The sequence below is a fragment of the Vibrio sp. 10N.286.55.E10 genome (genome assembly GCF_002872555.1).
GTDB lineage: Bacteria > Pseudomonadota > Gammaproteobacteria > Enterobacterales > Vibrionaceae > Vibrio > Vibrio crassostreae.
In genome coordinates, this window is sequence record NZ_MCSD01000013.1 from 101185 (window position 1) to 126376 (window position 25192).

A 25192-nucleotide genomic window follows, 5' to 3' on the forward strand; every position below is an offset into this window, starting at 1 on the left:
AGCAGATGCGGGATACGAGTAAACGAGATGCGAAGGGATGAAGAGCAGATGCGGGATGCGAGTAAACGAGATGCGAAGGGATGAAGAGCAGATACGGGATGCGGGTAAACGAGATTCGAAAAGATTAAGAGCAGATATTGGGTGTGAGTGAACGGGATATGGAAAGATTAAAGCAATACATAAAATTAAAGCAGACTCAAAATACGAAAGGTTGAGAGATTAAAAGCAGATGTGGAGCCAAGATGGTGAGTCACGAAGTCTTTTGCTCTTCGCATCCCGCCATCTCGAATCCCTCATCTTTATTTTGATCAGTTCTTACGACGTCTTACTTTCAGCGCGTGTGGCATCACACGTAGCTTCTTCATAATGCTCGCAAGGTGAACACGATCTTTGGTGGTCAGCAAGATTGTCACTGTGTACAAGCGTCCATCACGTTCTTCGGTTGAAATACCGTGAATGTTAGAGCCTGTTTTCGAGATAACATTGGTTAGCTCAGCCAGTGCACCTTGATGGTTCTGCAGATCAACCTGAAGCTCAGCAGTGAACTCTTGGTTGTAATCGTCAGACCATTCAACCGCCATGTATTTATCTGGTTCTTTCTGGTAACCACGAACGTTTGGACACGTTTCGCGGTGAACCACAAGGCCACGACCTGGAGATACATGAGCAATGATGTGATCGTCTGGAATCGGGTGACAACAGTTAGCGAACGTCAGTAGCAGGCCTTCAGCACCACGAATAGGCAGTTTCTTCCTAGGCGCATCGCTGTTGTTTTTCACTTCCGTCAGTTCGTCAGCATCACCCAGTAGACGACGAGCAATAACGATACTCATCAGCTCACCAAGACCAATCGATGCGAGCAAGTCTTCAACGCTTTCTAGGCGCAAGTCAGACAATACATGTTCGAGATTCTCTTGGCCGATATCGGTAATAGAGTGCTCGCCAAGTGCGTGGTTCAGTAGACGACGACCAAGGGTAATCGACTCTTCACGACGCATGGTTTTCAGAACCTGACGGATCTTAGTACGTGCACGTGATGTCACCACGTAGTTGAGCCATGCTGCATTTGGACGTGCGCCCGGAGCACTGATGATCTCAATGGTTTGGCCATTCTTCAGCGATTTGCTGAGTGGGTAAGGGTTCATGTCTACACGAGCACCTACACACATGTTGCCGACGTCGGTATGCACCGCGTAAGCAAAATCGACCGCTGTTGCACCTGCCGGAAGTTCGACAATGCGACCTTTCGGCGTGAATACGAAGATCTCATCTGGGAACAGATCAGATTTAACGTTTTCAATGAATTCGAATGAGTTACCTGCGCTTTGTTGTAGCTCAAGTAAGCTCTGCATCCAACGTTGTGCTTTAACCTGTGCGGTTGTCCCGTTACTGCTGCGCGAGCCATTACCTTTGTAAGACCAGTGCGCCGCGACACCTTTATCTGCCATTTGCTCCATATCTTCAGTACGGATCTGGACCTCAACTGGCACCCCGTGAGGGCCGATCATTGACGTGTGCAGAGATTGGTAGCCGTTGGCTTTTGGTACCGCAATATAGTCTTTCATGCGGCCAGGACGAGGCTTGTACAGGCTGTGAGCCTGACCAAGTACGCGATAACAAGTATCTGGGGTATCAACCACTACGCGGAAAGCGTAGATGTCCATAATGGTGTGGAAGCGCTGCTCTTTGGTTTTCATCTTGTTATAGATGGAGAACAGATTCTTCTCACGACCAAGTACGCGAGCAGGCAAACCGACTTCTTCAAGGCGGCCTTCGATTTCGCTATGGATACGTTGGATCATCTCCTTACGGTTACCACGCGCAGCTTTCACTACGTTTTTAAGTACGCGATAACGGTTCGGATAAAGGGCTTCGAAGCCTAACTCTTCTAGTTCGGTCTTGATGTTATGAATACCAAGACGGTGAGCTAGCGGAGAATAAATCTCGAGGGTTTCACGAGCAATACGACGCTTTTTGTCAGGACGAAGTGCCCCAAGCGTGCGCATGTTGTGAGTACGGTCAGCTAATTTGATCAAGATAACGCGGATGTCTTGCACCATCGCGAGAACCATCTTGCGGAAGTTCTCTGCTTGCGCTTCTTTGCGATCACGAAATTTAAGCTTATCCAGCTTAGATACACCATCAACCAGTTCAGCAACAGTATTGCCAAATTGAGCTTCTAACTCCTCTTTTGTAACTTCAGTATCTTCAATTACATCATGGAGTAGGGCTGCTTGCAGAGTTTCGATATCCAGACGCATTTCTGCCAGGATTCTTGAAACAGCAACAGGGTGGATTATGTATGGTTCACCCGTTGAACGGGTTTGCCCTTCATGGGCGTTTCTCGCTACCACATAAGATTGACGCAGAGCCTCAATTTGAGGCTCTGTTAGGTATTCTTGGGCAACGTCTTTGAGGCTATCGAATAGATACAAATTAAAGGCCCGGAAGGTTAATTAGTTCGAATGACGTTCTTATCGAGTGTGAGCGATGCTGCTTACTGCTGCAAGTTCAGCCGCTTCTTGCTCTTGTTGCTCTTGACGCTCACGAGCATCTAGTACGTCTTTAGTGATAAGACCTTCTTCGATTTCGCGAAGAGCGATAACCGTTGGCTTATCGTTTTCTTCAGGCACTAGTGAATCTTTACCGCCAGTTTGCATTTGACGTGCGCGGCGAGCCGCAATAAGAACTAGGTCGAAACGGTTGCCAACTTTTTCAACAGCGTCTTGAACAGTTACGCGTGCCATGAGGACTCCAAATAGTAATTAACTAATAAATTTTTGATGACGAGAAAGTATACAAGTTTAACTAGAGACTTTCTAGATCACCGTATACTTATCTCAATGGAAAATCCAGTTCTAGATTATTCCGCCAGTAGTGCTGTAAGCATGCCGCTGTATTTAGCTGCTTGCTTATCTTCTTTCAAACGCTCCGCACGAATGATTGCTCTGAAGTCCATTAGGGCTGCATCAAAGTCATCATTCACGATCACATAATCGTATTCTGCATAGTGAGAAATCTCTGATTTTGCTTCGCTCATGCGTTTCGCAATAACTTCGTCGCTATCTTGACCGCGAACATTCAAACGACGCTCTAGCTCACCATTTGATGGTGGAAGAATGAATACACTCTTCGCTTGAGGCATTTGTTCACGGATCTGACGAGCACCTTGCCAGTCGATATCTAGGAACACATCGATACCGCGGTCTAGGTTTTCTTCAATCCAAACGCGTGAAGTACCGTAGTAGTTGCCGAACACTTCAGCGTACTCTAGGAACTCACCTTTACCAATAAGGTCTTCGAAGTGATGCTTTTCTACAAAGTGGTAGTGAACACCATTCTCTTCACCAGGGCGCATACCGCGAGTGGTGTGTGAAACAGATACCTTCATTGCGTAGGTTGGATTGGTTTCTAGCATTGCTGAGATCAAGCTCGACTTACCTGCGCCACTAGGTGCAGATACGATGTAAAGAGTACCTTTGCCCATCTGTATATTTCCACTGTTGGTTGGATTGAGTGAAGGCAATAAACCTACACTATAAAAGATAGCACTGACTCTAATTGTTGTTCCGTTGGTTACGTCTATAAAGAGATAACGAGTAAAACTAATAGAAGCAACTGGTGAAAATTAGGTCAGAAAAATGGAGGCGAAGAGTAGCACATTTAGATGATTGAGAACAACTGGCTTGATCGTTATTTATTAGCGAATGATCTTCTCAAGGATCTTTGTAGAAATGTAATCACTCATCATCTGCACTTTTTTATGTGATCTGGACAAAATCTGTTGAAGTTTTAATCTCAATCCTTACAATCCGCGCAAACGATTAAATGCTGTATATATCTAGTAAAAAGGTCTAGATGTTTCTACTACCGAGCCTACCTTGGTGACTACAGTTTTTAGTGTAGAGACCTCTCTATTCTCACAGCATTTGAATCACCACATTCTTAATTTATTGCAAAGGTTTTGTTGTGAGTACCGATTCCACCCTGAAAGCCCAGAACACCTCTGGCTCGCTTGATTCGATGTTTAAAATCACTGAAAGAAAGACCACGATCGGCACTGAGCTGTATGCAGGTTTCATTACTTTCTTGGCAATGAGCTACATCCTAGCGGTTAACCCAGCGATTTTGGGTGGTATTCCTGGCATGGATAAAGGTGCCGTGTTTACTGCAACGGCTCTGTCTGCGGCTATCGCAACCCTAATCATGGGCATTTGGGGCAACTACCCAGTGATGCTTGCGCCGGGCATGAGCATGAACGGCTTCTTCAAAGGTTTGCTATTAAGTGGTTCAGTCGCAGTACTTTGGAATGAGGCACTGTTCGGCATTTTCCTATCAGGTATCTTGTACCTCGCGTTCTCGTTGACCAATATCCGTAAATCGATGATTGAGTCGATTCCTGAAGATTTGAAGTTGGCGATTACCGTTTCTCTCGGACTGTTCATTGCTTTCTTAGGTCTTAAGAATGCGGGCATCATCGTTTCTAACCCATTCGTATTGGTTGGCTTAGGTGACATTTCCGATCCAAAAGTGATCATCGCTTACGTGAGTATTTTCATCGCACTGGGTTGTATGGTTCGTGATATCAAACTAGCGACGTTTATCTCGTTCGTTTCGGCTATCGTGTTGACCATTCTTGCTGACGTCTTCATGGGCACTTCAAACGCGCCAATCCCTGAACAGTTAGTTGCGATGCCACCGAGCATGGCAGGTAGCTTCGGCGCTATCTTTGATTTCTCTGCTTTCACGCCAGAGAAAATGTTCGACCTATTGTTCATCGTACTGATCTTCCTGATTGTTGATTTCTTTGATGGCTTGAGCACGATTGTTGGCGTTGGTCGCGATGCGGGTATTATCGATAAAGACGGCAAGGTGCCAAACGCGAAATCGGCTCTAGTGGCAGATGCGGGTGGTACGGTGATTGGTTCGATTCTAGGTACTACATCTATTACCGCGTTCTCCGAGTCTGGCATTGCTTCTTCTCAAGGTGCGAAAACGGGCTTGGCAGCAGTGATGGTGGCTGGTCTGTTCTTAATCTCGCTGTTCCTATACCCAATCTTCTCTATCTTCTCAGCTGCAATGGTTGCACCGGCGATGGTAGTAGTGGGCATCTACATGGTAGGTCGTCTTGGTCAGATCAACTGGGAGAAGAAAGAGTCACGTATTGCGGCCTTCTTCACCATCATGTTCACAGTGCTAAGCTTCTCTCCAGCGAACGGTATGGCGATGGGCTTTATCAGCTACGCATTCACAATGGTTGTGGCAGGTAAGCGTAAAGAAGTGCACCCGCTTATCTACGGACTGTGTGTGGTGTTCTTAACTTACCTGATTCTGCTTTAAGGCTAATCGGCTGAGTTAAGCTGAGACGAAGAATGAATAGATGGCTCTGCAGTGAATGTGGGGCCATTTTTGTATCTGCGGCTTCTACAAAAGGTGTGCAATTGATGGTGTTCTCCGACAGAGAGTGAGCGACTTATATTGATGCATGCTATTGTAGAGACTGGATTAATTATTTTTTGAAGAGTGACTATGCCTTCTAATTTACCTAGATCTTTTAGTAAGCCGTTTTTAAAAGTATTCCACATTATGGAAGCGGTATTGCTGGTGGCGATCACGCTCGCGACCTTGTTTGCGATGGTCGAAGAGTTCATGCATGTTTTCGCTGAACGCCGTGTACAGCTGACCGACATTCTACTGATGTTTATCTATTTAGAAGTGTTGGCCATGGTTCAGCAGTTTGTGATGAACGGTAAGATCCCAGTGCGATACCCAATCTATATCGCGATGATGGCGATTGCTCGTTACATCACTTTGGGCATGAAAGAACTCGATGCGGTATTGATCGTTTGGTTATCTTTAGCGGCATTTATCTTGGCCGCTGCAACACTCTTGATTCGTGTTGGGCATCATTATTGGCCGTATGTAGACCTTCGAACCAAGCAGCCAGATGAGTAACACTTTGAAGGTTAAGGTTTTATAAATGAAGCCCAGCGATATCGTTGGGTTTTTAATTGGGCTAATTGAACAAAAAAGCATCGATTTATCCAAATAACGCTTTACAAGCAGGCTAAGATCACCAAGAATGGCGTCGCTCTGTTTTCAGGGTTATTAAATGAAACATCCAGTTGTAAAGTAAAACCCTTAGTATTGCTTCATTGTTATTCTCAGTGTTTCCCTTAGCTTCATAGATACATTAAATAATTCAAGCTTTCAGCGCATCGCACTTTTGGCGATTAATTTTTTATTTTTATATAAGGGACACATCATGTCTAACAAAACAAACGGCGTAGTAAAATGGTTTAACGAAGAGAAAGGCTTCGGTTTCCTAACTCAAGACAACGGCGGCGCTGACGTATTCGTACACTTCCGTGCAATCGCTTCTGAAGGTTTCAAGACTCTTAAAGAAGGCCAACAAGTGTCTTTCGAAGTAGAGCAAGGCCAAAAAGGTCTTCAAGCTGCAAACGTTGTAGCTCTATAAGATTTTAAGTCGGCGCAGGTTGCAACAGCAACTTGCGTCACTTTCTCTCTCAAATCTGTTTCCTCCTCAGTTTTACCGTAACACTCTTCTCCACTTGCAATACCTCCTCAAAATATCAAAAATCCTGTTTTACATCCGTCATCTCGTTCTATCTATCGCTGTATCTATTTCTTGCTCTAAGTAAATCTCCAGCGTAACTATCCGCTTACTGACTAGCCTTGATTTTCATTACTGTATCCATAAAAAAAGCCCCTAAAACTAGGAGCTTATCTTGATCTAATCAACACTGTTAGTTAATCAACACTGATTCAGCTAATGGCTATTCACAGTGTGTTACTGACAAACTGTTATTCAATATTCTGGATCTGCTCACGCATCTGTTCGATAAGAACTTTAAGCTCTACGCCCGATGCTGTGATGTCTGTGCTGATAGACTTAGATGCTAGCGTGTTTGACTCACGGTTGAACTCTTGCATCATGAAGTCAAGCTTACGGCCACAAGCGCCGCCTTTCTTCAGTACTACATTCGCTTCTTTCACGTGAGAGTCTAGACGGTCTAGCTCTTCTGCTACGTCTGACTTCTGCGCAAGTAGGATAAGCTCTTGCTCAACACGAGAACCTTCAAGCTCGATTTTCGCATCTTCAAATTTGGTAAGAAGACGCTCACGTTGCCACTCTAGGATTTCTGGCATGCGTGCACGAACTTTTACGACTTCTTCAGTGATTGCATCTAAGCGCTGTACGATTAGCGCCTTCATGTTTTCACCTTCACGAGCACGAGCGTCAATGAACTCCGCAATAGCATCGTTGAATGCTTCTAGTAGGTCTTTGTTGATAGCATCCATGTCTTGCTCTGGAGTTTCCATCACGCCAGGCCAGTTCATGATTTGGAATGGGTTCAAACGGCTCTCTTCGCCTGTCATCGTCATTACTTGGTTGGCTGCATTAATGACTTGCTGAGCTAAGCCTTCGTTAATGCTTAGTTCACCCTTTGCTGCAGGGTTTGCTTCAAAGCGTAGGTTACATTCAACCTTACCGCGCGCTAGACGCTTACGGAAACGCTCACGTAGGATTGGCTCTAAACCACGGAACTGTTCAGGCATACGGAAGTAAGTTTCTAGGTAGCGTTGGTTTACACTACGGATTTCCCATACTGCGCTGCCCCAATCGCCTTTTACTTCTTTGCGTGCGTACGCGGTCATACTATAAATCATCGAATTTTCCTGTCTTTTATCATTCTGAAAATAACGCGCACGCATAGTATCACGATATGGTGTGCTCCCGAAGCTTGTCTCTTGTGACTATAAATAGCCGGTTACGGTAAATAGCTTTGAACGGTAAATAGATTTGAAAGATAAACTGCTATATAATCTCGCCCCAATCAAAACTGTCTCACCCCTTTCTTAGGTGATGCACTCTTTCGATAGTAAATCACTTCAGACTGTTAATAAGGTAGATACCAATGCGTCCAAATGACCGCGCTGTAGATCAAATTCGTCCAATTAAAATTACTCGTAACTACACAGCTTATGCTGAGGGTTCTGTATTAGTTGAGTTCGGCAACACTAAAGTTCTATGTAATGCGACGGTAGAAGAAAACGTACCGCGTTGGTTAAAAGGCCAAGGTAAGGGTTGGGTAACCGCTGAATACGGCATGCTGCCACGTGCAACGCACACTCGTAACCGTCGTGAAGCGGCGAGCGGTAAGCAAGGTGGTCGTACGATGGAAATCCAACGTCTGATCGCGCGTAGCCTACGTGCTGTTGTTGACCTGAAAGTAATGGGTGAAATCATGATCACTGTCGATTGTGATGTTATCCAAGCAGACGGCGGTACACGTACTGCTTCTATCTCAGGTGCAAGCGTAGCAATGGCTGACGCTATCAACAGCCTACTAGCAAGCGGCAAACTGAAAAAGAACCCAATGAAAGGCCACGTAGCGGCAGTTTCAGTGGGCATCGTTGGTGCACAAGCACTGTGTGACCTTGAGTACGTTGAAGACTCAGCAGCAGATACCGACATGAACGTTGTAATGACAGAAGACGGTAAGATGATTGAGATTCAAGGCACCGCAGAAGGCGAACCGTTCAGCCATGAAGAGCTGATGCAGCTTTTAGCCCTGGCGAATAAGGGCATTGCTGACATTGTTGAAGCGCAGAAGTCGGCGTTAGCAGAATAGTTTTTAGATAGCTCCTTTCATACGGAGCTATTTTTTTGTCTGTAAAACTCGAAAGAGTAGTGCAGAGCGTAAGTTAAGTTTTATTGAATAAACGTAGAGGAAAAACATGAAAGCATATCAACGTGAATTTATTGAATTTGCACTAGAGAAAGAAGTACTTAAGTTTGGTGAGTTTACTTTAAAGTCTGGCCGTAAGAGCCCTTACTTCTTCAATGCTGGATTGTTTAATACAGGTCGTGACCTAGCACGCTTAGGTCGCTTCTACGCAGCGGCATTGGCTGATTCTGGTATTGAGTTCGATGTACTGTTTGGCCCTGCATACAAAGGTATCCCAATCGCGACCACGACAGCAGTTGCACTGGCAGATCATCACGATGTAGACACGCCTTACTGCTTTAACCGTAAAGAAGCGAAAAACCACGGTGAAGGCGGCAACCTTGTCGGTAGCGCACTGGAAGGTCGCATCATGCTAGTGGATGACGTGATCACTGCAGGTACAGCGATTCGTGAGTCGATGGAAATCATCCAAGCAAATGGCGCTGATTTAGCGGGCGTGCTTGTTGCTATCGACCGTCAAGAGAAGGGCAAAGGCGAGCTGTCTGCAATTCAAGAAGTTGAGCGTGACTTTGGTTGTGCAATCATCTCAATCGTTAGCCTGACTGACTTGGTGACTTTCCTTGAAGAAAAAGGCACAGACGCAGCACACCTAGAGTCAGTAAAAGCGTACCGCGCTCAATACGGAATCTAATTCTTGAAGCGTCGAACCTAACGGTTTAGCGTTCTAAGTTTAGAATCGAAAAATCAAAAAGGCCCGAGAGATAAATATCTTTCGGGCCTTTTACTTTTCTATTGAAGTGAGCTGTTTTCTTATCTAAGAAATAGTCGCTCTATTTGTAGCGGCTACTCTATTTATAACGAATGCCGCGTTCAGCTTCTGGATCTTCCATGGTCTTGAAGCGTTTGTGTAGCCACATCCACTGTTCTGGTGCTCTTAAGATAATCTTCTCAAGATAGCTGTTCATGTAGGCAGCGGCGGCTTTCTCATCTTTTTGTGGATAGTTATCTTCAATTGACTCGTCGGCCATGATTTCATACTTGCCGTCGGCATTTCTAAAACCTGACCCCGGAACAAGTGCGCATCGGCTGGTGTACGCAAGAATGCTGGTACCTGTGGTAGTACACGCATCTTCTACCGCGAAGAAAGGCACAAACACTGCTTTGTTACGGCCGTAATCATGATCCGGAAGGTAGAAAAGGATCTCACCCTGACGCAGGATTCGAATCATACGCTTCACGTCTTTACGGTGAATCAGGCGGTTGCCGTTTTGAGTACGACCACGGTATTGAATGAATTCATAAGCCGGATTGTTGTGCGGGCGATAAACACCTAAACCTGAAATACCGAGAACAGCCATTGCTCGCGCAGTGATCTCTAGGTTCAAGGCATGCACACAACACAGCAGAACACCTTTGCCGTTGGCTTTATGTGTACGCAGCATTTGAGTGTCTTTATCTACTAGGATTCGCTTGAAACGCCACGTCGGCCAAAACCAGGTAATGCCCGTTTCGATCAGTGCCATACCGGTGTTCTTGAAGTTCTCACTGACCATTGCCGCGACTTCATCTGCTGGCTTGTCTGGGAAGGCGAGCTCCAAGTTACGTGTTGCGACTGCTACGCGCTTTTTGCCATAGCGAGCGCCCAAAGAGCCTAATGATCGGCCTAACAGCAGTAAGAGGCGGTAAGGGAGAACGTTAACGATAAGCGCCAATAACCCAAAACCGAACCATACTCCCCAGTATTTAGGGTGGAGTAACGCCAGAGTAAAAGGTGGCTTAGTAATAACGTGTTGTGCAGTGCTGCTTGTCGGAGAAGTTTTCGTCGTCATAACCATCACTTAAGATTTGATTGCTACTTAATTTGATTGCTACTTAATCTGAGCGCTTAATAGAGCCCAATAAGCATCAAAATTTTCTGTCGGTTGATATTTGAAGTCTGAACGAACAAAGCGATTCAAGCTGCCTTCAACTTGACCGAGCAGCTGAGCCGCTAAAATTTTCTCATCAACCGGGAATGATTTCCCTTCACGAAGTTTTCTTTCACGCAGGATTTGGCGAAGTTGCGTCTCAATGCGTTCGAAAAGTTGGTTGATGCGATCACGCAGGCGTTCATTTTCAAACATTAGAGCATGACCAGACAAGATTCGAGTCAGGCCAGGGTTACGTTCTGAGAAAACTAAGATAAGTTGTAGCACTAGGCGTATGCGCTCTAGCGTGTCTTTCTCTTCATCCAGAATACGGTTGATTCGAGACATCAACGCTTCTTCAATGAACTCGATTAGGCCTTCAAACATACGAGCTTTGCTAGGGAAGTGGCGGTATAACGCAGCCTCAGAAACACCCACTTGCTTGGCCAACTTTACCGTTGTGATACGAGAAGCACCTTCGGTCGATTCCAACATTTGTGCGAGAGCTTGTAGGATTTCTTCACGACGGTTTGATTTTCGAGCACCAGCCATCTATTTACTTCCTTTCCTAAAGATGAGGATTGAGTGAAGAAGGATTATAAACACCAATCAATTCTGTTTCCTAGTTTTGTGAGCCCTAGGTCAACAGAATCGAGAGGTGTCAGCAGATTGTCAGAGCAAATTTGTGCGTTTATGCATCAATAAGCTGTTGGATCTGATCGAGGATCTGGAAACCAAGTGTGTCTTTGCTTTCCAGTGGCAGAGACTTATCGCCGCCTTTCCAATAAAGATGCAGCTCATTGCTAGTGCTATTGAAGCCTTGACCTTCGACAGAAACGTCGTTGGCGCAAATCATGTCGAGGTTCTTTCTTTCCAGTTTGCCGCGCGCGTACTTCTCAACATCTTGAGTTTCAGCTGCGAAGCCGACAGTAAATGGGCGACCTTCAGTCATTGCAGCGACAGAAGCGACGATGTCAGGGTTCTTAACCATTTGAATGGTCATGTCGTCTTTACCGTCGACCTTCTTAAGCTTTTGGTCTGCGATGGTCTCAGGGCGATAATCGGCAACCGCGGCGCAGCTGATGAAAATATCGTGTTGAGCGGCGTGAGCAGTAACAGCATCAAACATCTGTTGAGCGCTGTCGACATCGATACGATTAACCTTATTTGGTGTCGCGAGTGATACAGGGCCGCTGACTAGAGTCACCGTTGCACCTTGTTTCGCGGCTGCTTCAGCCAGTGCATAGCCCATCTTGCCTGAGCTGTGGTTGGTAATGTAACGCACAGGGTCAATCGCTTCACGAGTCGGGCCTGCAGTAATAAGCACAGAACGGCCAGCGAGTGGCTTAGGTTGGAAAAATTCTTCACAGCGATGTACGAGCTGCATTGGTTCTAGCATACGCCCCATACCGACATCACCACACGCTTGTTCGCCTGCTGCTGGGCCCCAGATCTCACAGCCACGACGTTTTAGTGTCGCGATGTTCTCTTGAGTCGCAGGGTGGCTGTACATCTGTTGGTTCATTGCTGGAGATACCGCAACTGGCGCATCGGTTGCTAAAACCAAAGTGGTTAGCAAGTCGTTACCCATGCCAGCTGTCATACGAGCAATAAGGTCTGCGGTTGCTGGCGCTAGTAATACCAAGTCAGCCCACTTTGCGAGCTCAATGTGCCCCATGGAAGCCTCAGCAGCAGGATCAAGCAAACTATCAGACACTGGCCTACCAGAGACGGCTTGCATGGTGAGAGGAGTAATGAACTCCTTGGCTGCATTGGTCATGACGACCTGCACTTGTGCTCCACGCTCAACCAAACGTCGAGTCAGCTCGGCACATTTGTAAGCAGCGATACCACCACTAATACCAAGAAGAATTTTTTTCCCTGCTAGGCCTTGTAGGTCCGCGTTACTCAGTGGATTAACCTGTGTTTGCATGATTCTGTTCCTTAATTTTTCTGCGACTTACGATATCAGAACAAAGGATGAGTGCCTAGAAGCAGAGTTGGAACAGATTTGACGCTCATCAAGTTGGTGTTATCAAACTTATCAATTACACGGTTTTGCTAGTGAGTCGTTTCCTTTTATCTCTATCGAAGGATCTCTGATTACGATCTCATTACGGTGGTGGGTCGTGTTCATGACTAGTGATCAGTTTTTATATGCCAATAGATAAAATACCTGCCGAATCGATGCCGAGAGAAAAGCTATTAAATAGAGGGCCTGATTCTTTGAGTGATGCGGAACTGCTCGCGATATTTCTGCGAACAGGGACACAAGGAATGAACGTGTTGGAGCTCGCTGACAAGTTGATCAAAGACTTTGGTTCGCTCCGCCATCTCTTTTCAGCAACGCAGGAAGAATTTTGTGCTCATAAAGGGATGGGACAGGCTAAGTATGTTCAGCTACAAGCTGTATTAGAGATGACGCAGCGTTATCTAGCGGAGACTTTGTCTCGTGGAGATGCGCTCACTAGTCCAAGTCATACTAAGCTTTATCTTTCGAGCATGTTGCGTGATCGCCAGCGAGAAGCCTTCTATATATTGTTCCTCGATAACCAAAATAGGGTAATAAAGGACGAGGTGATGTTTGAAGGAACCATTGATGCCGCATCGGTTTACCCGCGGGAAGTGGTTAAACGGTCACTTCATCACAATGCGGCGGCATTAATCTTGGCTCATAACCACCCTTCAGGTGTTGCTGAGCCCAGCCAAGCGGATAGGAGGATTACACGCCGATTAACCGATGCATTAGCGCTGGTGGACATCCGAGTTCTCGACCATTTTGTCGTTGGAGATGGCGAAGTTGTCTCTTTTGCAGAGCGTGGATGGATTTGAATCACATTTTAGGTTGTTAGTTGCGTTAAATCTGCTATTATTCCGCCCACATTTTTAGACCTAAAATCAGCTCTGATTACTCAAGCAAGCTGCGCTGCACAAAAAAAGATCACGAAATCCGTAAAAAGGATCTGTTCGGGTCTTGAGCAATGCGTGTCAAGTTAGTATAATGCGCGACCTTTGATAGCCTTGTATGGATTTTCCATAACGGTTTTTACCTTCTATTTTAATTGATAGAGAGGTTCGGCCACCAAGGTTGATATCGAGCTGAAACGATTGGAGAAGACATTCATGTCCCGAGTATGCCAAGTAACTGGTAAGCGTCCAGTAACGGGTAACAACCGTTCACACGCACGCAATGCTACTAAGCGCCGTTTTCTGCCGAACCTACAAACTCATCGTTTCTGGGTAGAGAGCGAAAAACGTTTTGTTAAACTACGTCTAACTGCTAAAGGCATGCGTATCATTGATAAGAAAGGCATCGATGCTGTTCTTGTTGATATCCGTGCACGTGGCGAAAACGTTTAAGAGGAATTAAGCAATGGCTAAAGGCATTCGTGAGAAAATTCGTCTAGTATCTTCTGCAGGTACTGGTCACTTCTACACAACTGATAAGAACAAGCGTAACATGCCAGGCAAATTTGAGATCAAAAAGTTTGATCCAGTAGTTCGCCAACACGTTATGTACAAAGAAGCTAAAATCAAGTAATTGATGCTTTTTTTGCTCTTCTTCAGTAGAAGAAAGAATTGAAAAACCCAGTTTAATCGCTGGGTTTTTTTATATCTAAAATTTGAGTAACTCAATTGCTCTTGTTTGATGTAGCGCTTGATATAGCGTCTGATAGATAGAAAACTGCGCAACATAGCAAGTATTGCTACTTTCACGATATACTGATAGCTCAATAGGTTAGATGAGTGGAATCAGATGAGATATCGTGGACGCCGGTGGAACAACATACTCATGTTCAGTGTGATCGCTTTTATTGGCGTGTTAAACCTTCCAACATTGATCAAAGCGTACCTTATCGAGCCTGAGCCTCAGGTAGATAGCCCTTATCCTTATCTCCTGAATCCAAAAGCAGAGCTTCAAGCGTTGCACTTTGCTAAGTGGTCTGTCATTCAACAAGACAATAAATGGTTTTACCAGTTCCAAGGTACGGACTTCCCTCAAACCACCAATGCACAAGAGCTGTCACAACGTTGGAAAGAGCTTGTGGGCACGGAAGTCGACTTACAGACCTACACAGACCTTACGCCTCGGTTAAAGACACCACACACTATTGAAGTTTGGTATCAAGACCAAGAAGAGCCGCAACGCATTACTTATTATCAGCTACCTGAGTTTTGGTTGTTAAAAAACTGGAATGATCAGTGGTTGGCGGTGTCTATTGAAGAGAGCTACCTGTTTCCAAGCTTTAGCTCGAAACCTTCATTTAAATCAGACAAGCTATCTATATCAGACAAACCACCTAAATCGGACGACTAGATTATGCCTGAATTACCCGAAGTCGAAGTAAGCCGCATGGGGATCTCGCCTCACTTAGTTGGCGAGACCATTAAAACCCTTACTTTTCGCACTCCAAAGCTGCGTTGGGATATCCCACAAGAGCTTAAAAAGCTAGAAGGGCAGGTGATTCGCTCTATCTCGCGTCGCGCAAAGTACCTATTGATTGAAACAGATACTGGCACTGCCATTGTTCACCTTGGTATGTCTGGCTCACTGCGTGTGTTAGACGCTGACTTCCCTGCAGCCAAACACGATCACGTGGATCTTAAGCTCACCAACGGCAAAGTACTGCGCTATAACGATCCGCGCCGCTTTGGAGCATGGTTATGGTCGGCGCCTGATGAGATTCATCCTGTGTTACTGGGATCTGGTCCTGAGCCGCTCACTGACGACTTCAACGCCGATTACATAGCCGAGAAGGCAGAGAAACGTAAAGTCGCCGTCAAGCAGTTCATCATGGACAACAAAGTGGTGGTCGGGGTAGGGAACATCTATGCCAATGAAGCACTATTTTCTTCACGTATTAGCCCTTTGCGCCCAGCAAGTAAAGTGACAAAAGAAGAGTGGGTCTTGTTGACCCAAGAGATCAAACAAGTACTCGCTACCGCCATCAAACAAGGCGGTACTACGCTTAAAGATTTCGCTCAAGCAGATGGCAAGCCGGGATATTTCGCTCAAGAGCTACAAGTGTATGGCAAAGCAGGCGAAAAGTGCCCTACTTGTGAAGCTCTTATTCAAGAGTTAAAAATAGGGCAGAGGAACACGTTTTATTGCGAAGAGTGCCAAGTATAAAAAAACTGAACTCGTGTTCACTTTTTTACGCTAGTAGATAGGCAGGCTAATAGCTACAATTACACTAATGATATGAATTGAGAATAGTAGAATGAAATATTTAGTAACTGGCGTTGCCGGGTTTATTGGCTCTGCAGTTTCAGAGCGACTATGTGCGGCTGGACATAAGGTTGTCGGCATTGATAACTTGAATGACTACTATGAAGTCTCTTTGAAACATGATCGCCTAAAGCGCATTGAGCATGAAAACCTGACCTTCATCGAGCTAGATCTTGCTGATAGAGAAGGCATGGCAACACTGTTTGCTGAACAAAAGTTTGACCGTGTTATTCATTTAGCGGCACAAGCGGGCGTTCGTTACTCAATTGATAACCCGATGGCGTATGCCGATAGCAATCTGGTTGGTCACCTAGCTATTTTGGAAGGCTGCCGTCATAACAAGGTTGAACACCTAGTTTACGCTTCATCAAGCTCAGTTTATGGCTTGAACCAGAAAATGCCATTCCACACGGCAGACAGTGTTGATCACCCTATCTCGTTGTATGCTGCGACCAAGAAGTCGAATGAGCTAATGGCGCATACCTATTCTCATTTATACGATGTACCGACAACAGGTCTACGTTTCTTTACGGTTTACGGCCCTTGGAGTCGCCCAGACATGGCGATGTTCAAGTTTGCGAATTTAATCGTAGCGGGTAAAGAGATCGATATTTATAACAACGGCGACATGATGCGTGACTTCACTTATATCGATGATATCGTTGAAGGTATTATTCGTGTTCAAGACCGTATTCCAGCTAAGCAGCCAGATTGGACTGTGGAGCAAGGCTCACCAGCAACCAGTTCAGCACCATATCGCGTATTTAACATCGGTCATGGTAGCCCGGTTAAATTAATGGACTACATCGAAGCATTAGAAGGTGCTTTAGGTGTTGAAGCGAAAAAGAACTTCATGCCAATGCAACCAGGTGATGTGTACGCGACTTATGCTGATACGGAAGATCTGTTTGAAGCGGTTGGCTACAAGCCTCAAGTTAAGATCCAAGAAGGAGCGAAAGCTTTCGCGGATTGGTACAAAGCCTATTACTCGCTGTAATAATTGATGGTTTTGAATAAAAATAGCGCTCACTGAGCGCTATTTTTTTGAAGAGGGTTAGTGTTTTACTTTCCTATCTTTAGAGCTTTGGTCTGAACTCTTTATCTAGAACTACAAGGTGGTAAAGGTTTGTTGATAAGTTGAACGTCATACTTTTTATTTTGTTCACAATCTTCATAAAGGCGACAGAATAGTCTTTTCTGCCTTTATGTTTACGACTACCAATAATTGACGGCTGTTTACTACGTTGTAATCCCGCAGAAGAAACACCAAACATGGGGTGCTTGTGAACCCAAGTATTCCGTAGGAAGACATCGACAGGATAATTGAACGTTGAACTTTGTTCGATGAAAGCTTGTGCAGCTTTGGGAGATATAGCGTAACAGGCGGTTCCTTGAGGAACTTTCAAATACTTTACAAGATGTTGGGTATCGTGCCTATCAACGGAGTAATGTAGTTTGTTCTTACTGTCTTGTAAGCGAATAAAACCACACTGATTAATATGCTGCTCGGCGATAGTCAGAGTATTACGAAAAGTGTCGGTATCAATCTCGGCATGATCTTCGAAGACTAAAATTGGCTCATTGAGCTCTATACATTTTTGCCAAATAAGGTAATGGCTTGCATAACATCCAACTTCTCCAATTGCATGCGGCCTACCCATATTATGTAAAAAAGCTCTATCGTGAATTCTTGCTAGTAGAGGGTGTTCATCGGTTCGTGCATCCACTCCAATAAAAAACTCAAAATCAACCTGAACATCCTTGAGGGCGTCGGCTGTTGATTTTTGTCTACAATGATTCGCTTTTAAGGTAATACAGTATGATTTCATAGAGCTATATTGATGTGTTTATTTATAGTGAACTATGTTATCACTCGCCTCGCTTTTTGTAATGACGGTTCACTTATTTAGCGATTATGGTTGTGACGGGCTTCAAGAATGTTGAGGCAGTACGGCTGATTGACTGTTATAGGCTCTGTAGTGTCAGAGCGACTGTGCTAGGAGGGACTAAGTTATAGGTATTAACAAAAAAATAGCGCTCACTGAGCGCTATTTTTGTTTTGAAGAGAATATTACTTAGCTGTTTTTATTTTGATTTCAGCTGCAACTTTTTGTGGCACAAACTGACTAATATCCCCGCCGTGTATAGCGACTTCACGAACAATAGTTGAAGAGAGGAAGGCATACTCTTCTGAAGGGGTTAGAAACACACTTTCAAGGCCGGGCAGGAGTTTTCGGTACATACTCGTGAGACCGAATTCGTATTCAAAATCCATGGTCGTTCTGAGGCCGCGTACCAGCACATTAGCTTTCTGTTGTTTGACAAAGTCGACCAGTAACCCAGAGAACCCCTCAACAGACACGTTAGGTAAGTGAGACACAGCATCACGCAACAGCTCTACTCGTTCATCTAACTTAAACATGGTTTTTTTGCTTGGGCTCGCGGCTACTCCTACAGTGATATGATCAAACATGCTCGCTGCACGGACGATGATATCGAGGTGACCATTGGTTACCGGATCAAAAGTACCAGGGTAGATAACGTGTGTGGTCATATTAGCTGTCCTTGCTTAATGTAGTGTTCGGGTTCGGTGTTTTAATAGAGTTTAAGGCTTTGTCGAGTTTTTGCTTTACCATATCGACGGTGATGTCCTTCATTAAATCATCGCCTTTTGCTCGAGTTCCCCACGGAAGGTCTTGAACCGGTTTCCCTTGTTGCGCCTCTACGTGCTGTTGATACACGCTGACCACGATATCCAGATCGTTGTAAGGGCCAGTTCTACGAGGATCGCTATGTGCGTACAAGCCAATTACCGGGGTTGATTGTGTCGTTGCCAAGTGGGCTGGACCAGTATCAGGTGCCAATACCACCGTTGCATGCTTGAGTACGGCGGTGAGCTGCTTTAAGTTGGTTTTGCCTATTAAATTGATGACAGGAGATTGGCATAGCGCTTCGATGTCCTTACCAAGGTTTACTTCTCGTGGAGCAGGAGAGCCACAAAGTACCACTTGCATGCCTTTTTCTGTAGCGTAATCGGCAATAGCTGCATATCGATTAGTCAACCAGTTACGCGAATCCTTGCTTGCGGCAGGGGAGATAACCAAGGTTGGTTTCTCTGTCATGGTGTCGATGGCCAGCTGTTCGTCTTCCGGTGTTAAAGGAATATCCCATTGAGGCTTATCGAAGGGGACACCAATGTAGCGAGCAAATTCGGCAAAGTTATCCAAAACATGAAACTTATCTGAAATAGGTAGATGGCGATTAGTAAAGAGTGACTGCATTTCACGAGTGCGATCTTTGCCAAATCCTACTTTGCACTTTGCCTTTATCCCCCAAGATAGCACACTAGCTCTGAGTGCGGCTTGCATATGCAGAAGTGCATCAAATTTACGGTCAGATAGCTGAAGCCATAATTCACGCATCCCTTTGAAGCCTTGTTTCTTATCGAAAACAATCACCTCAATACCAGGCAGGTCGCCGATCAGCATGGCTTCTATTTTCCCGGTTATCCAAGTGATTTTCGTTTCAGGCCACTGCTTCTGTATGGCTTGAACCACAGAAATAGCATGACAAACATCACCAATCGCGGAGAGGCGAAGTATGCAAAGAGATTGAGGTGCAGTTGAGAACAGTGACATAAAGTGCCCGAAAAAAGTGAATAACATCAGAATTATGCAGATACTCGCATTAGTTGTAAAATAGCAATGACGAAAAGCGACCCAAAGGCCTCATAGATGGAAACGATTAGCACCAAGAACCAAACAATTTGGTATGACCCTGAACTTCTGGCGCAAGTGCCGGAGGATGAGATGGTTCAGATCTTTGAGGCACAATACTGGCAGCAACGTGAGGCTATTTCAGGGAGTGCGCAGGGGCGTGGTACCACCTGGTTTATTCAACTTGATGGAATGCAAGCCGCGTTGCGTCACTATCGTCGTGGTGGGTTATTTGGCAAACTCGTTGAAGACCAATATCGTTTCTCGGATTGGGAAAGTACGCGCTGTGCGATGGAGCTTAATGTTCTCAAAGCATTGGCAAACGCAGGTGTGAATGTCCCTAGGCCTATTGCTGCTAGAGCAATTAAAAGCGGACTACTTTATCGAGCCGACTTAATGTCTGAACGAATTCCCAAAGCCAAGGACCTGGTTGATGTATTGGTCAATGGCCCGATAGATGCGGATGTTTATCGTCGAATTGGCCAAGAGATCCGCAAAATGCACGATGCTGGCGTTAATCACACTGATCTCAACATCCATAATATCCTGCTTGATGACTCGCAAAGGGTGTGGATCATTGACTTTGATAAGTGTGGCCAGCAGGCGGGTGATGGCTGGAAGGAAGGTAACTTGAATCGCTTAAAGCGCTCGTTTTTAAAGGAAGTGCACAAGCGCCAGATTCAGTGGCAGGTGTCAGATTGGGAGTATTTAGTTCAGGGCTACAAGGCAAATGAATAAAACTATTTGTTTTTTATAAATTTAGCAGGTACACCGCCGTAAACAGTATTTGAAGGTATATCTTTTGTGACTACACTATTGGCTCCAATGGCAACATTGCTACCGATTGTTACTCCTGGGAGGATTACAGTATTAGCTCCAATCCAGACCCCTTCGCCAATATCAATATTACCAAAATAGTTTTTTAGAGGACGTTGCGTGAAATCTTGTTGAGTTTCTGTTGATGAAGTGTACATTCTGACGTTGTGGCTAATACGAGTCCTTTTACCTATTTTTACTGTATAACCAGGCATCGCTTGTATTGCTGTGTTGTGGCCAACATAAGACTCAGCACCACCAATAATGTCGCCTTTTCCATAAAACCTAACGTGGCTTCGTTTCAAATCAAATGTACTATCAATAGAGTAGCGCCTTTTATATTTCGCTTCCTTCTCTTTGATATGTGCTTTCTCTAGTGCTCGAAATAGAGCAGAACCAATCATATAGAACATATAACCTCAAAAATTTAAAACCTGACCAAACTATAATCATTATTTCCTTTGCGTGCTACTAAGTAGGTTGGTTAAAAATTATAATATCTAAGGTTTTGCCTAGAGCCCCTCGGTTCTGCTCGACCACTTGATAAGCCGCTAAGCCTTTCTCTTTACGTAAGTTAGGTTGGGTGAACAGCTCTTTGAGTTGGTGTGCAATTTCATTGCTGTTTTGGCAAATAGTGACGGCTTGAGCTTCAAGCAGTTTGTCTGTGATCTCGCTGAAGTTAAAGTAACTAGGACCATTGAGTAAAGGTAACTGCAGGGCCGCAGGCTCTAGAAGATTGTGGCCACCGACCTTATCGCCCACAAGGCTTCCTCCCATAAAACAGACATCAGATCCGCCAAGTAATACCAACATTTCTCCCATCGTATCCGCAATATACACTTCAATATCAGAGGTGATTGGCTGCTGACTCATTCGAGTGATGGTGTTGAATTGGTGTTGTTTAGCCAGTTCCGTCACTTGGTTAAATCGCTCTGGGTGGCGAGGCACGATCATCAGTAGCGCACTAGGGTTGTCTTTAAGAAGTTGCCTATGAGCGTCTAAGATAATTTCATCTTCGCCTTGATGAGTGCTGGCAGCTATCCATACACAGCGTTCAAAGCCAATTTGTTCACGTAACGCTTTGCTTTTTGATACTTGTTCAGCTGAGATTTCAATATCAAACTTGATCGACCCAGTCACATGCACAGATGCTTTATCTAACCCTAATCGTATAAAACGCTCAGCATCACCTGGGTATTGGCAAAGTACTTGAGAGAGGTTTTTGGCTAAGAGGTCAAAAACGGATTGGAATTTAGCATAGCGCTGGCACGAGCGTTCTGATAGACGAGCGTTGAGTACTGAAATAGGAATCCCAGCTTTCGCGACGCAATGCAACGTGTTTGGCCAAAGCTCTGTTTCCATAATCAACATTTGCTTTGGTTTTACTGATTTAAGGAAGCCTCGTACACACCAAGAAAAATCAATCGGCATGTAGCGATGTTCGACCAAATCACCAAGCTTGTCTATTTGCTCAGCACCTGTGCTGGTTGTCGTGGTAACAATGATGGCTTGATTTGGATCTCGCAGCTTCAATTGTTTAATGACAGGCATCGCAGCAATAGATTCACCCACCGACACGGCATGAATCCAGATAGGGCTTTTACCTTGAGTTTGCGGTGTGATACCGAAATGTTCTTTCCAGCGCTTACCAAAATTTGGCTTTCCGGGTTTGCTCTTATAAAGCCCATAGAGAAGCAGTGGAGAGGCCAATGACAATATAAGAGTGTATATAAGTCGTATAAGCATAAGAACAGTGACACCAGAGGGTAAATTCAGTAATCAGAAGAGTATTTTCTTCAATCTCGAAAGTAAAGAGCGTTATAATTAAATGCTTAGTGACACTTTTAAACGGAAATGGTGAACTCTATCTCATCGCTTATTCAATCCTATCGTTTTTTGCTCTATGTCGAGCAAAACTACTCATTTGCTATCCTTCGTCCATTTTATAACTACGCGAAGCAACTTGGCCATGACGTAAAGTGGTTGCTCGTAGGTGAGGATGCTTCTGAACATCTTTTATTAGAGCAAGAGCAGCGTGTGTCTTTGGCGGAAGCTGTTGCCTATAATCCTTCTGCTGTATTAGTACCCGGAGATCGCGTTCCTGCTTTTATTCCAGGGTTGAAGGTGCAAGTGTTTCACGGTTTGAATGAGAGTAAACGAGGGAACTTATATCCTGAGCGTGGTCTATTTGATTTGTATTGCACAGAAGGCCATGAAAGAACGAGTTCATTGGAACCACTAGCTAAACAGCGCGGCTATTTTCAAGTAAAAGAGACCGGATGGTTGAAGCTAGACAGCTTGTTTAATTACCAAGCTAGCGAGAGCCGTTTTGAAAGACCTCAAATTCTATTCGCTTCCACTTTTTCGCCAAGCTTATCGTGTGCTGAATTGGTTTATGAAGAGCTTAAGTGCCTAAGCCAACTGAGCCAGTGGCAATGGTTGGTGACTCTTCATCCGAAAATGAATCAAGAGACGAGAACGAAATATCAAGCACTGGAAGGGGATAACCTTCTCTTTTTCGATAATGACCAAGTGATTGAAATGCAGCATCGTGCTGATGTGATGGTATGTGACAACTCATCGATATTTCAGGAATTTTTGTTGCTCAATAAGCCGGTTGTTACGGTCAATAATCGAAACCCACAAGCGAGCTTCATCAATATTACCCAAGCAGAGCAGTTAGAATCAGCAATTCAACAAGCGATGCTACCGGATGACGCAAGAGACAAAGCCATCGCTAATTATGGTCCGTCAATAACGCCATATCTTGATGGGCAATCCTCAGCTAGGGTTCTGAGTGCTATTACGGATGTGCTAGAAAGTGGTTGGCAGGATAAAAAGCCAAAAAACTGGATTCGTAACTTTAAAATCCGTAAATCATTAAACTATTGGAAATTCTAGGGCTGAATAATGAGAAAACATACCCTGTCTGTCATTGTTATTACCAAGAATGAAGAAGACCGAATTGAAACTTGCCTTAAATCTGTTGTTGATATCGCCGATGAACTGATTGTTTTAGACAGTGGCTCAACAGATGCAACAGTTGAAATATGCCAAAAATATACAGATAACGTGACAATCACTGATTGGCCTGGCTTTGGTAAGCAAAAGCAGCGAGCTCTAGATAAAGCGACATGTGATTGGGTGCTATCAATTGATGCTGACGAAGCTCTAGATAAAGAGATGAGTGATGCTCTTGTGGCACTATTAAAGCAAGATCAAATCAAACATACAGCGTATAAACTGCCTTGGGGAGTGACCCTTTATGGCACAACGCTCAAATATGGCCGTAGCGCTCGCGCAGTCTTAAGATTGTTCAAGAGAGAAGGTTCTCGTTATACGCTTGATGAAGTTCACGAGACTGTCGTTCCTGAGCAAGGCTCTACAGGAGTATTGAAGGGTTTTCTTCTTCATTACACCCATCGTGATTATGGTCACGGCTTAGATAAAGCAGCGCAATATGCTTGGCTTGGATCTCAAAAATACCACCGTAAAGGCAAGAAGTCACACGGCTTATTCCTCGCTCTACTACGAGCTATATGGACGTTCTTCTTAGTGTATATTATCCGTCGTGGTTTTATGGATGGCAGTGTCGGTTTCATTATGGCTATGACTTACGCTCAAGTGAATTTCAATAAATACGTCGGTTTGTGGATTCTTGAAAATCGCTCAGAAGACCGTTCAACAGACCAAGCTAAATAGGAACCGATAGATGAAGATTTTAGTTTGTGCATCTTACTTACATGCATGGAACAGTTTGCGTCCAGAAGCTGCGATTTTTATCGAGCTAGCTAGTCAAGGGCATCAAGTGACGATCATGACTCAGGGAGAATCTGAGCACGTATCTAAGCTAGAAGAGCACGGTATCCGAGTAGTCGATGGTTACCCGAAGCGTAAAATTTGTTTTGATACCATTAAAAAGATCCGTCATGAGTTAAGAACGCATAATTACGACATCTGCTATGCTTTTAACTCTAAGACAATCCCCAATGCAGCTTTTGCGTGTATTGGTTTTGACGTTAAGTTGGTTGTTTATCGAGGTACTACAGGAGGGCTGTATCGACATGACCCAAGTGCTTACCTAACTCAGCTGCATCCTCGTGTAGATGGCATAGTTTGTGTTTCAGAAGCGGTTCGACAAGATGTGGTGAAGCGCGTTTGGAAGAACAAAGATAACGTTGTTACCATATACAAAGGGCATGAATTGGATTGGTATAAAGTACCACCAACTGAGCGCTCCGAGTTTGGTTTGAATGAAGATGATGTCGTCGCGATTACTGCAGCGCATGTAAGGCCAAGTAAAGGTATATCTGTTTTACTTGAGGCGACCAAATACATTACTGCACCGAACTTCCATTTGATCTTAGCGGGCAGCGGCTATGAGCCTCACTTTGATGAGATGAAAGCGAGCCCTATGAGTGAGCGAATTCACTACATTGGTCATCGTACTGACATCCCTTCGATCATGTGTATGGCAGATTTTCAAGTTCAGCCATCGACCAGCGGAGAAGGACTACCGCGTACGATTGTTGAAGCAATGGCAAATGGCACAACTTCTGTAGTTACGACCACTGGCGGTGCCCCTGAACTCGTTGTAGATGGTGAAACGGGTTATATCGTCCCTACGGGAGACGCAAAAGCTTTGGGTGAGGCAATGGACAAGCTCGCACAAGATAAGGCAAAGTGCACAACAATGAGCGAAGCGGCTAAGAATCGGCTAGATGAAAGCTTCAGTTCACGAGTGACGGTTAAGAAGCATCTAGAATTTTTTGAGAAGTTACTTAAGCAATAATATAAAGTGAGGAGGGC

27 protein-coding genes and 1 riboswitch are annotated in these 25192 nt (G+C 44.8%); of the genes, 15 read left to right on the forward strand and 12 right to left on the reverse strand.

Annotation, left to right across the window (positions count from 1 at the left end; genetic code table 11):
* Window positions 1–308: 308 nt before the first annotated feature.
* The 3 genes from spoT to gmk form a co-directional block, all read right to left on the reverse strand.
* Window positions 309–2435 (reverse strand): bifunctional GTP diphosphokinase/guanosine-3',5'-bis pyrophosphate 3'-pyrophosphohydrolase, encoded by a 2127-nt coding sequence (spoT, locus tag BCV39_RS09945; protein WP_048661313.1) that lies wholly within the window; start codon window positions 2433–2435, stop codon window positions 309–311.
* 39 nt (window positions 2436–2474) lie between these two features.
* Window positions 2475–2747 carry a DNA-directed RNA polymerase subunit omega gene (gene rpoZ / locus BCV39_RS09950; protein WP_009848003.1) on the reverse strand — a complete coding sequence of 91 codons (273 nt, stop codon included), beginning with the start codon at window positions 2745–2747 and terminating at the stop codon, window positions 2475–2477.
* Between the two features lie 116 nt (window positions 2748–2863).
* Window positions 2864–3487: a guanylate kinase gene (gene gmk, locus BCV39_RS09955; RefSeq protein ID WP_048661314.1), complete on the reverse strand. Its 624-nt coding sequence runs from the start codon at window positions 3485–3487 to the stop codon at window positions 2864–2866.
* A gap of 324 nt (window positions 3488–3811) precedes the next feature.
* Window positions 3812–3911: riboswitch (purine riboswitch) on the forward strand.
* 58 nt (window positions 3912–3969) lie between these two features.
* Between gmk and BCV39_RS09960 the strand changes: the two genes are divergently transcribed.
* The 3 genes from BCV39_RS09960 to BCV39_RS09970 all read left to right on the forward strand — a co-directional run bounded on the left by BCV39_RS09960 (window position 3970) and on the right by BCV39_RS09970 (window position 6478).
* Window positions 3970–5340 carry an NCS2 family permease gene (locus BCV39_RS09960; RefSeq protein ID WP_057621827.1) on the forward strand — a complete coding sequence of 457 codons (1371 nt, stop codon included), beginning with the start codon at window positions 3970–3972 and terminating at the stop codon, window positions 5338–5340.
* A gap of 189 nt (window positions 5341–5529) precedes the next feature.
* Window positions 5530–5955, forward strand: coding sequence for a phosphate-starvation-inducible PsiE family protein (locus BCV39_RS09965; RefSeq protein WP_050652097.1), 426 nt, complete (start codon window positions 5530–5532; stop codon window positions 5953–5955).
* Between the two features lie 310 nt (window positions 5956–6265).
* Window positions 6266–6478, forward strand: a complete 213-nt coding sequence (locus BCV39_RS09970; RefSeq protein WP_004735656.1) for a cold-shock protein — start codon at window positions 6266–6268, stop codon at window positions 6476–6478.
* A 347-nt stretch (window positions 6479–6825) separates the two neighbouring features.
* Here the strand turns inward: BCV39_RS09970 and BCV39_RS09975 are convergent, their stop codons facing one another.
* Window positions 6826–7692: a YicC/YloC family endoribonuclease gene (locus BCV39_RS09975; protein ID WP_048661316.1), complete on the reverse strand. Its 867-nt coding sequence runs from the start codon at window positions 7690–7692 to the stop codon at window positions 6826–6828.
* A gap of 248 nt (window positions 7693–7940) precedes the next feature.
* Here BCV39_RS09975 and rph point away from each other — a divergent pair, with 248 nt between their 5' ends.
* Both rph and pyrE read left to right on the forward strand, forming a co-directional pair.
* On the forward strand, window positions 7941–8657 hold the full coding sequence (rph, locus tag BCV39_RS09980) for a ribonuclease PH (protein WP_019826449.1): 717 nt from the start codon (window positions 7941–7943) through the stop codon (window positions 8655–8657).
* A gap of 106 nt (window positions 8658–8763) precedes the next feature.
* Entirely contained in the window at window positions 8764–9405 is a 642-nt protein-coding gene (pyrE, locus tag BCV39_RS09985; protein ID WP_017059267.1) for an orotate phosphoribosyltransferase, read from the forward strand.
* A gap of 157 nt (window positions 9406–9562) precedes the next feature.
* On the opposite strand, the gene lpxL is transcribed toward pyrE, so the two are convergent.
* The 3 genes from lpxL to coaBC all read right to left on the reverse strand — a co-directional run bounded on the left by lpxL (window position 9563) and on the right by coaBC (window position 12554).
* A complete protein-coding gene (gene lpxL, locus BCV39_RS09990) occupies window positions 9563–10543 on the reverse strand; it encodes an LpxL/LpxP family Kdo(2)-lipid IV(A) lauroyl/palmitoleoyl acyltransferase (RefSeq protein WP_102432192.1) in 981 nt (326 codons plus the stop codon).
* Between the two features lie 39 nt (window positions 10544–10582).
* Window positions 10583–11173, reverse strand: a complete 591-nt coding sequence (gene slmA / locus BCV39_RS09995; RefSeq protein WP_017063086.1) for a nucleoid occlusion factor SlmA — start codon at window positions 11171–11173, stop codon at window positions 10583–10585.
* 139 nt (window positions 11174–11312) lie between these two features.
* On the reverse strand, window positions 11313–12554 hold the full coding sequence (gene coaBC, locus BCV39_RS10000; RefSeq protein WP_102432191.1) for a bifunctional phosphopantothenoylcysteine decarboxylase/phosphopantothenate--cysteine ligase CoaBC: 1242 nt from the start codon (window positions 12552–12554) through the stop codon (window positions 11313–11315).
* A 224-nt stretch (window positions 12555–12778) separates the two neighbouring features.
* On the opposite strand from coaBC, the gene radC reads away from it, so the two are divergent.
* From radC to BCV39_RS10030, 6 genes are all read left to right on the forward strand, one after another.
* Window positions 12779–13453, forward strand: coding sequence for a DNA repair protein RadC (gene radC / locus BCV39_RS10005; protein WP_048666236.1), 675 nt, complete (start codon window positions 12779–12781; stop codon window positions 13451–13453).
* Between the two features lie 291 nt (window positions 13454–13744).
* On the forward strand, window positions 13745–13981 hold the full coding sequence (rpmB, locus tag BCV39_RS10010) for a 50S ribosomal protein L28 (protein WP_004728407.1): 237 nt from the start codon (window positions 13745–13747) through the stop codon (window positions 13979–13981).
* 13 nt (window positions 13982–13994) lie between these two features.
* The gene (gene rpmG, locus BCV39_RS10015) at window positions 13995–14162 is read left to right on the forward strand and encodes a 50S ribosomal protein L33 (protein ID WP_002535344.1); all 168 of its coding nucleotides are present in this window, start codon (window positions 13995–13997) and stop codon (window positions 14160–14162) included.
* Window positions 14163–14378: 216 nt separating this feature from the next.
* Entirely contained in the window at window positions 14379–14939 is a 561-nt protein-coding gene (locus BCV39_RS10020) for a hypothetical protein (protein WP_102432190.1), read from the forward strand.
* A 3-nt stretch (window positions 14940–14942) separates the two neighbouring features.
* The gene (gene mutM, locus BCV39_RS10025) at window positions 14943–15752 is read left to right on the forward strand and encodes a bifunctional DNA-formamidopyrimidine glycosylase/DNA-(apurinic or apyrimidinic site) lyase (RefSeq protein WP_102432189.1); all 810 of its coding nucleotides are present in this window, start codon (window positions 14943–14945) and stop codon (window positions 15750–15752) included.
* A gap of 91 nt (window positions 15753–15843) precedes the next feature.
* The gene (locus BCV39_RS10030; RefSeq protein WP_050644496.1) at window positions 15844–16848 is read left to right on the forward strand and encodes an NAD-dependent epimerase; all 1005 of its coding nucleotides are present in this window, start codon (window positions 15844–15846) and stop codon (window positions 16846–16848) included.
* Window positions 16849–16927: 79 nt separating this feature from the next.
* Here BCV39_RS10030 and BCV39_RS10035 read toward each other — a convergent pair whose 3' ends face one another.
* The 3 genes from BCV39_RS10035 to BCV39_RS10045 form a co-directional block, all read right to left on the reverse strand.
* Window positions 16928–17680 carry a glycosyltransferase family 25 protein gene (locus tag BCV39_RS10035; protein ID WP_102432188.1) on the reverse strand — a complete coding sequence of 251 codons (753 nt, stop codon included), beginning with the start codon at window positions 17678–17680 and terminating at the stop codon, window positions 16928–16930.
* A gap of 242 nt (window positions 17681–17922) precedes the next feature.
* The gene (gene coaD / locus BCV39_RS10040) at window positions 17923–18405 is read right to left on the reverse strand and encodes a pantetheine-phosphate adenylyltransferase (RefSeq protein ID WP_048663095.1); all 483 of its coding nucleotides are present in this window, start codon (window positions 18403–18405) and stop codon (window positions 17923–17925) included.
* A 1-nt stretch (window position 18406) separates the two neighbouring features.
* A complete protein-coding gene (locus BCV39_RS10045; RefSeq protein WP_050652090.1) occupies window positions 18407–19489 on the reverse strand; it encodes a glycosyltransferase family 9 protein in 1083 nt (360 codons plus the stop codon).
* A gap of 96 nt (window positions 19490–19585) precedes the next feature.
* Between BCV39_RS10045 and BCV39_RS10050 the strand changes: the two genes are divergently transcribed.
* Window positions 19586–20305: a 3-deoxy-D-manno-octulosonic acid kinase gene (locus BCV39_RS10050; RefSeq protein ID WP_102432187.1), complete on the forward strand. Its 720-nt coding sequence runs from the start codon at window positions 19586–19588 to the stop codon at window positions 20303–20305.
* A gap of 2 nt (window positions 20306–20307) precedes the next feature.
* On the opposite strand, the gene BCV39_RS10055 is transcribed toward BCV39_RS10050, so the two are convergent.
* Window positions 20308–20787 (reverse strand): acyltransferase, encoded by a 480-nt coding sequence (locus BCV39_RS10055; RefSeq protein ID WP_240698005.1) that lies wholly within the window; start codon window positions 20785–20787, stop codon window positions 20308–20310.
* A gap of 67 nt (window positions 20788–20854) precedes the next feature.
* Window positions 20855–22129 (reverse strand): lipid IV(A) 3-deoxy-D-manno-octulosonic acid transferase, encoded by a 1275-nt coding sequence (waaA, locus tag BCV39_RS10060; protein ID WP_102432185.1) that lies wholly within the window; start codon window positions 22127–22129, stop codon window positions 20855–20857.
* Window positions 22130–22237: 108 nt separating this feature from the next.
* Here waaA and BCV39_RS10065 point away from each other — a divergent pair, with 108 nt between their 5' ends.
* Genes BCV39_RS10065 through BCV39_RS10075 form a run of 3 tightly spaced genes read left to right on the forward strand, consistent with a single transcriptional unit; the run spans window position 22238 to window position 25175 of the window.
* Window positions 22238–23284, forward strand: a complete 1047-nt coding sequence (locus BCV39_RS10065; protein WP_102432184.1) for a UDP-N-acetylglucosamine 2-epimerase — start codon at window positions 22238–22240, stop codon at window positions 23282–23284.
* A gap of 9 nt (window positions 23285–23293) precedes the next feature.
* The gene (locus BCV39_RS10070; protein WP_102432183.1) at window positions 23294–24085 is read left to right on the forward strand and encodes a glycosyltransferase family 2 protein; all 792 of its coding nucleotides are present in this window, start codon (window positions 23294–23296) and stop codon (window positions 24083–24085) included.
* A gap of 10 nt (window positions 24086–24095) precedes the next feature.
* Window positions 24096–25175, forward strand: a complete 1080-nt coding sequence (locus BCV39_RS10075; RefSeq protein ID WP_102432182.1) for a glycosyltransferase family 4 protein — start codon at window positions 24096–24098, stop codon at window positions 25173–25175.
* The last annotated feature ends 17 nt before the right edge of the window (window positions 25176–25192 follow it).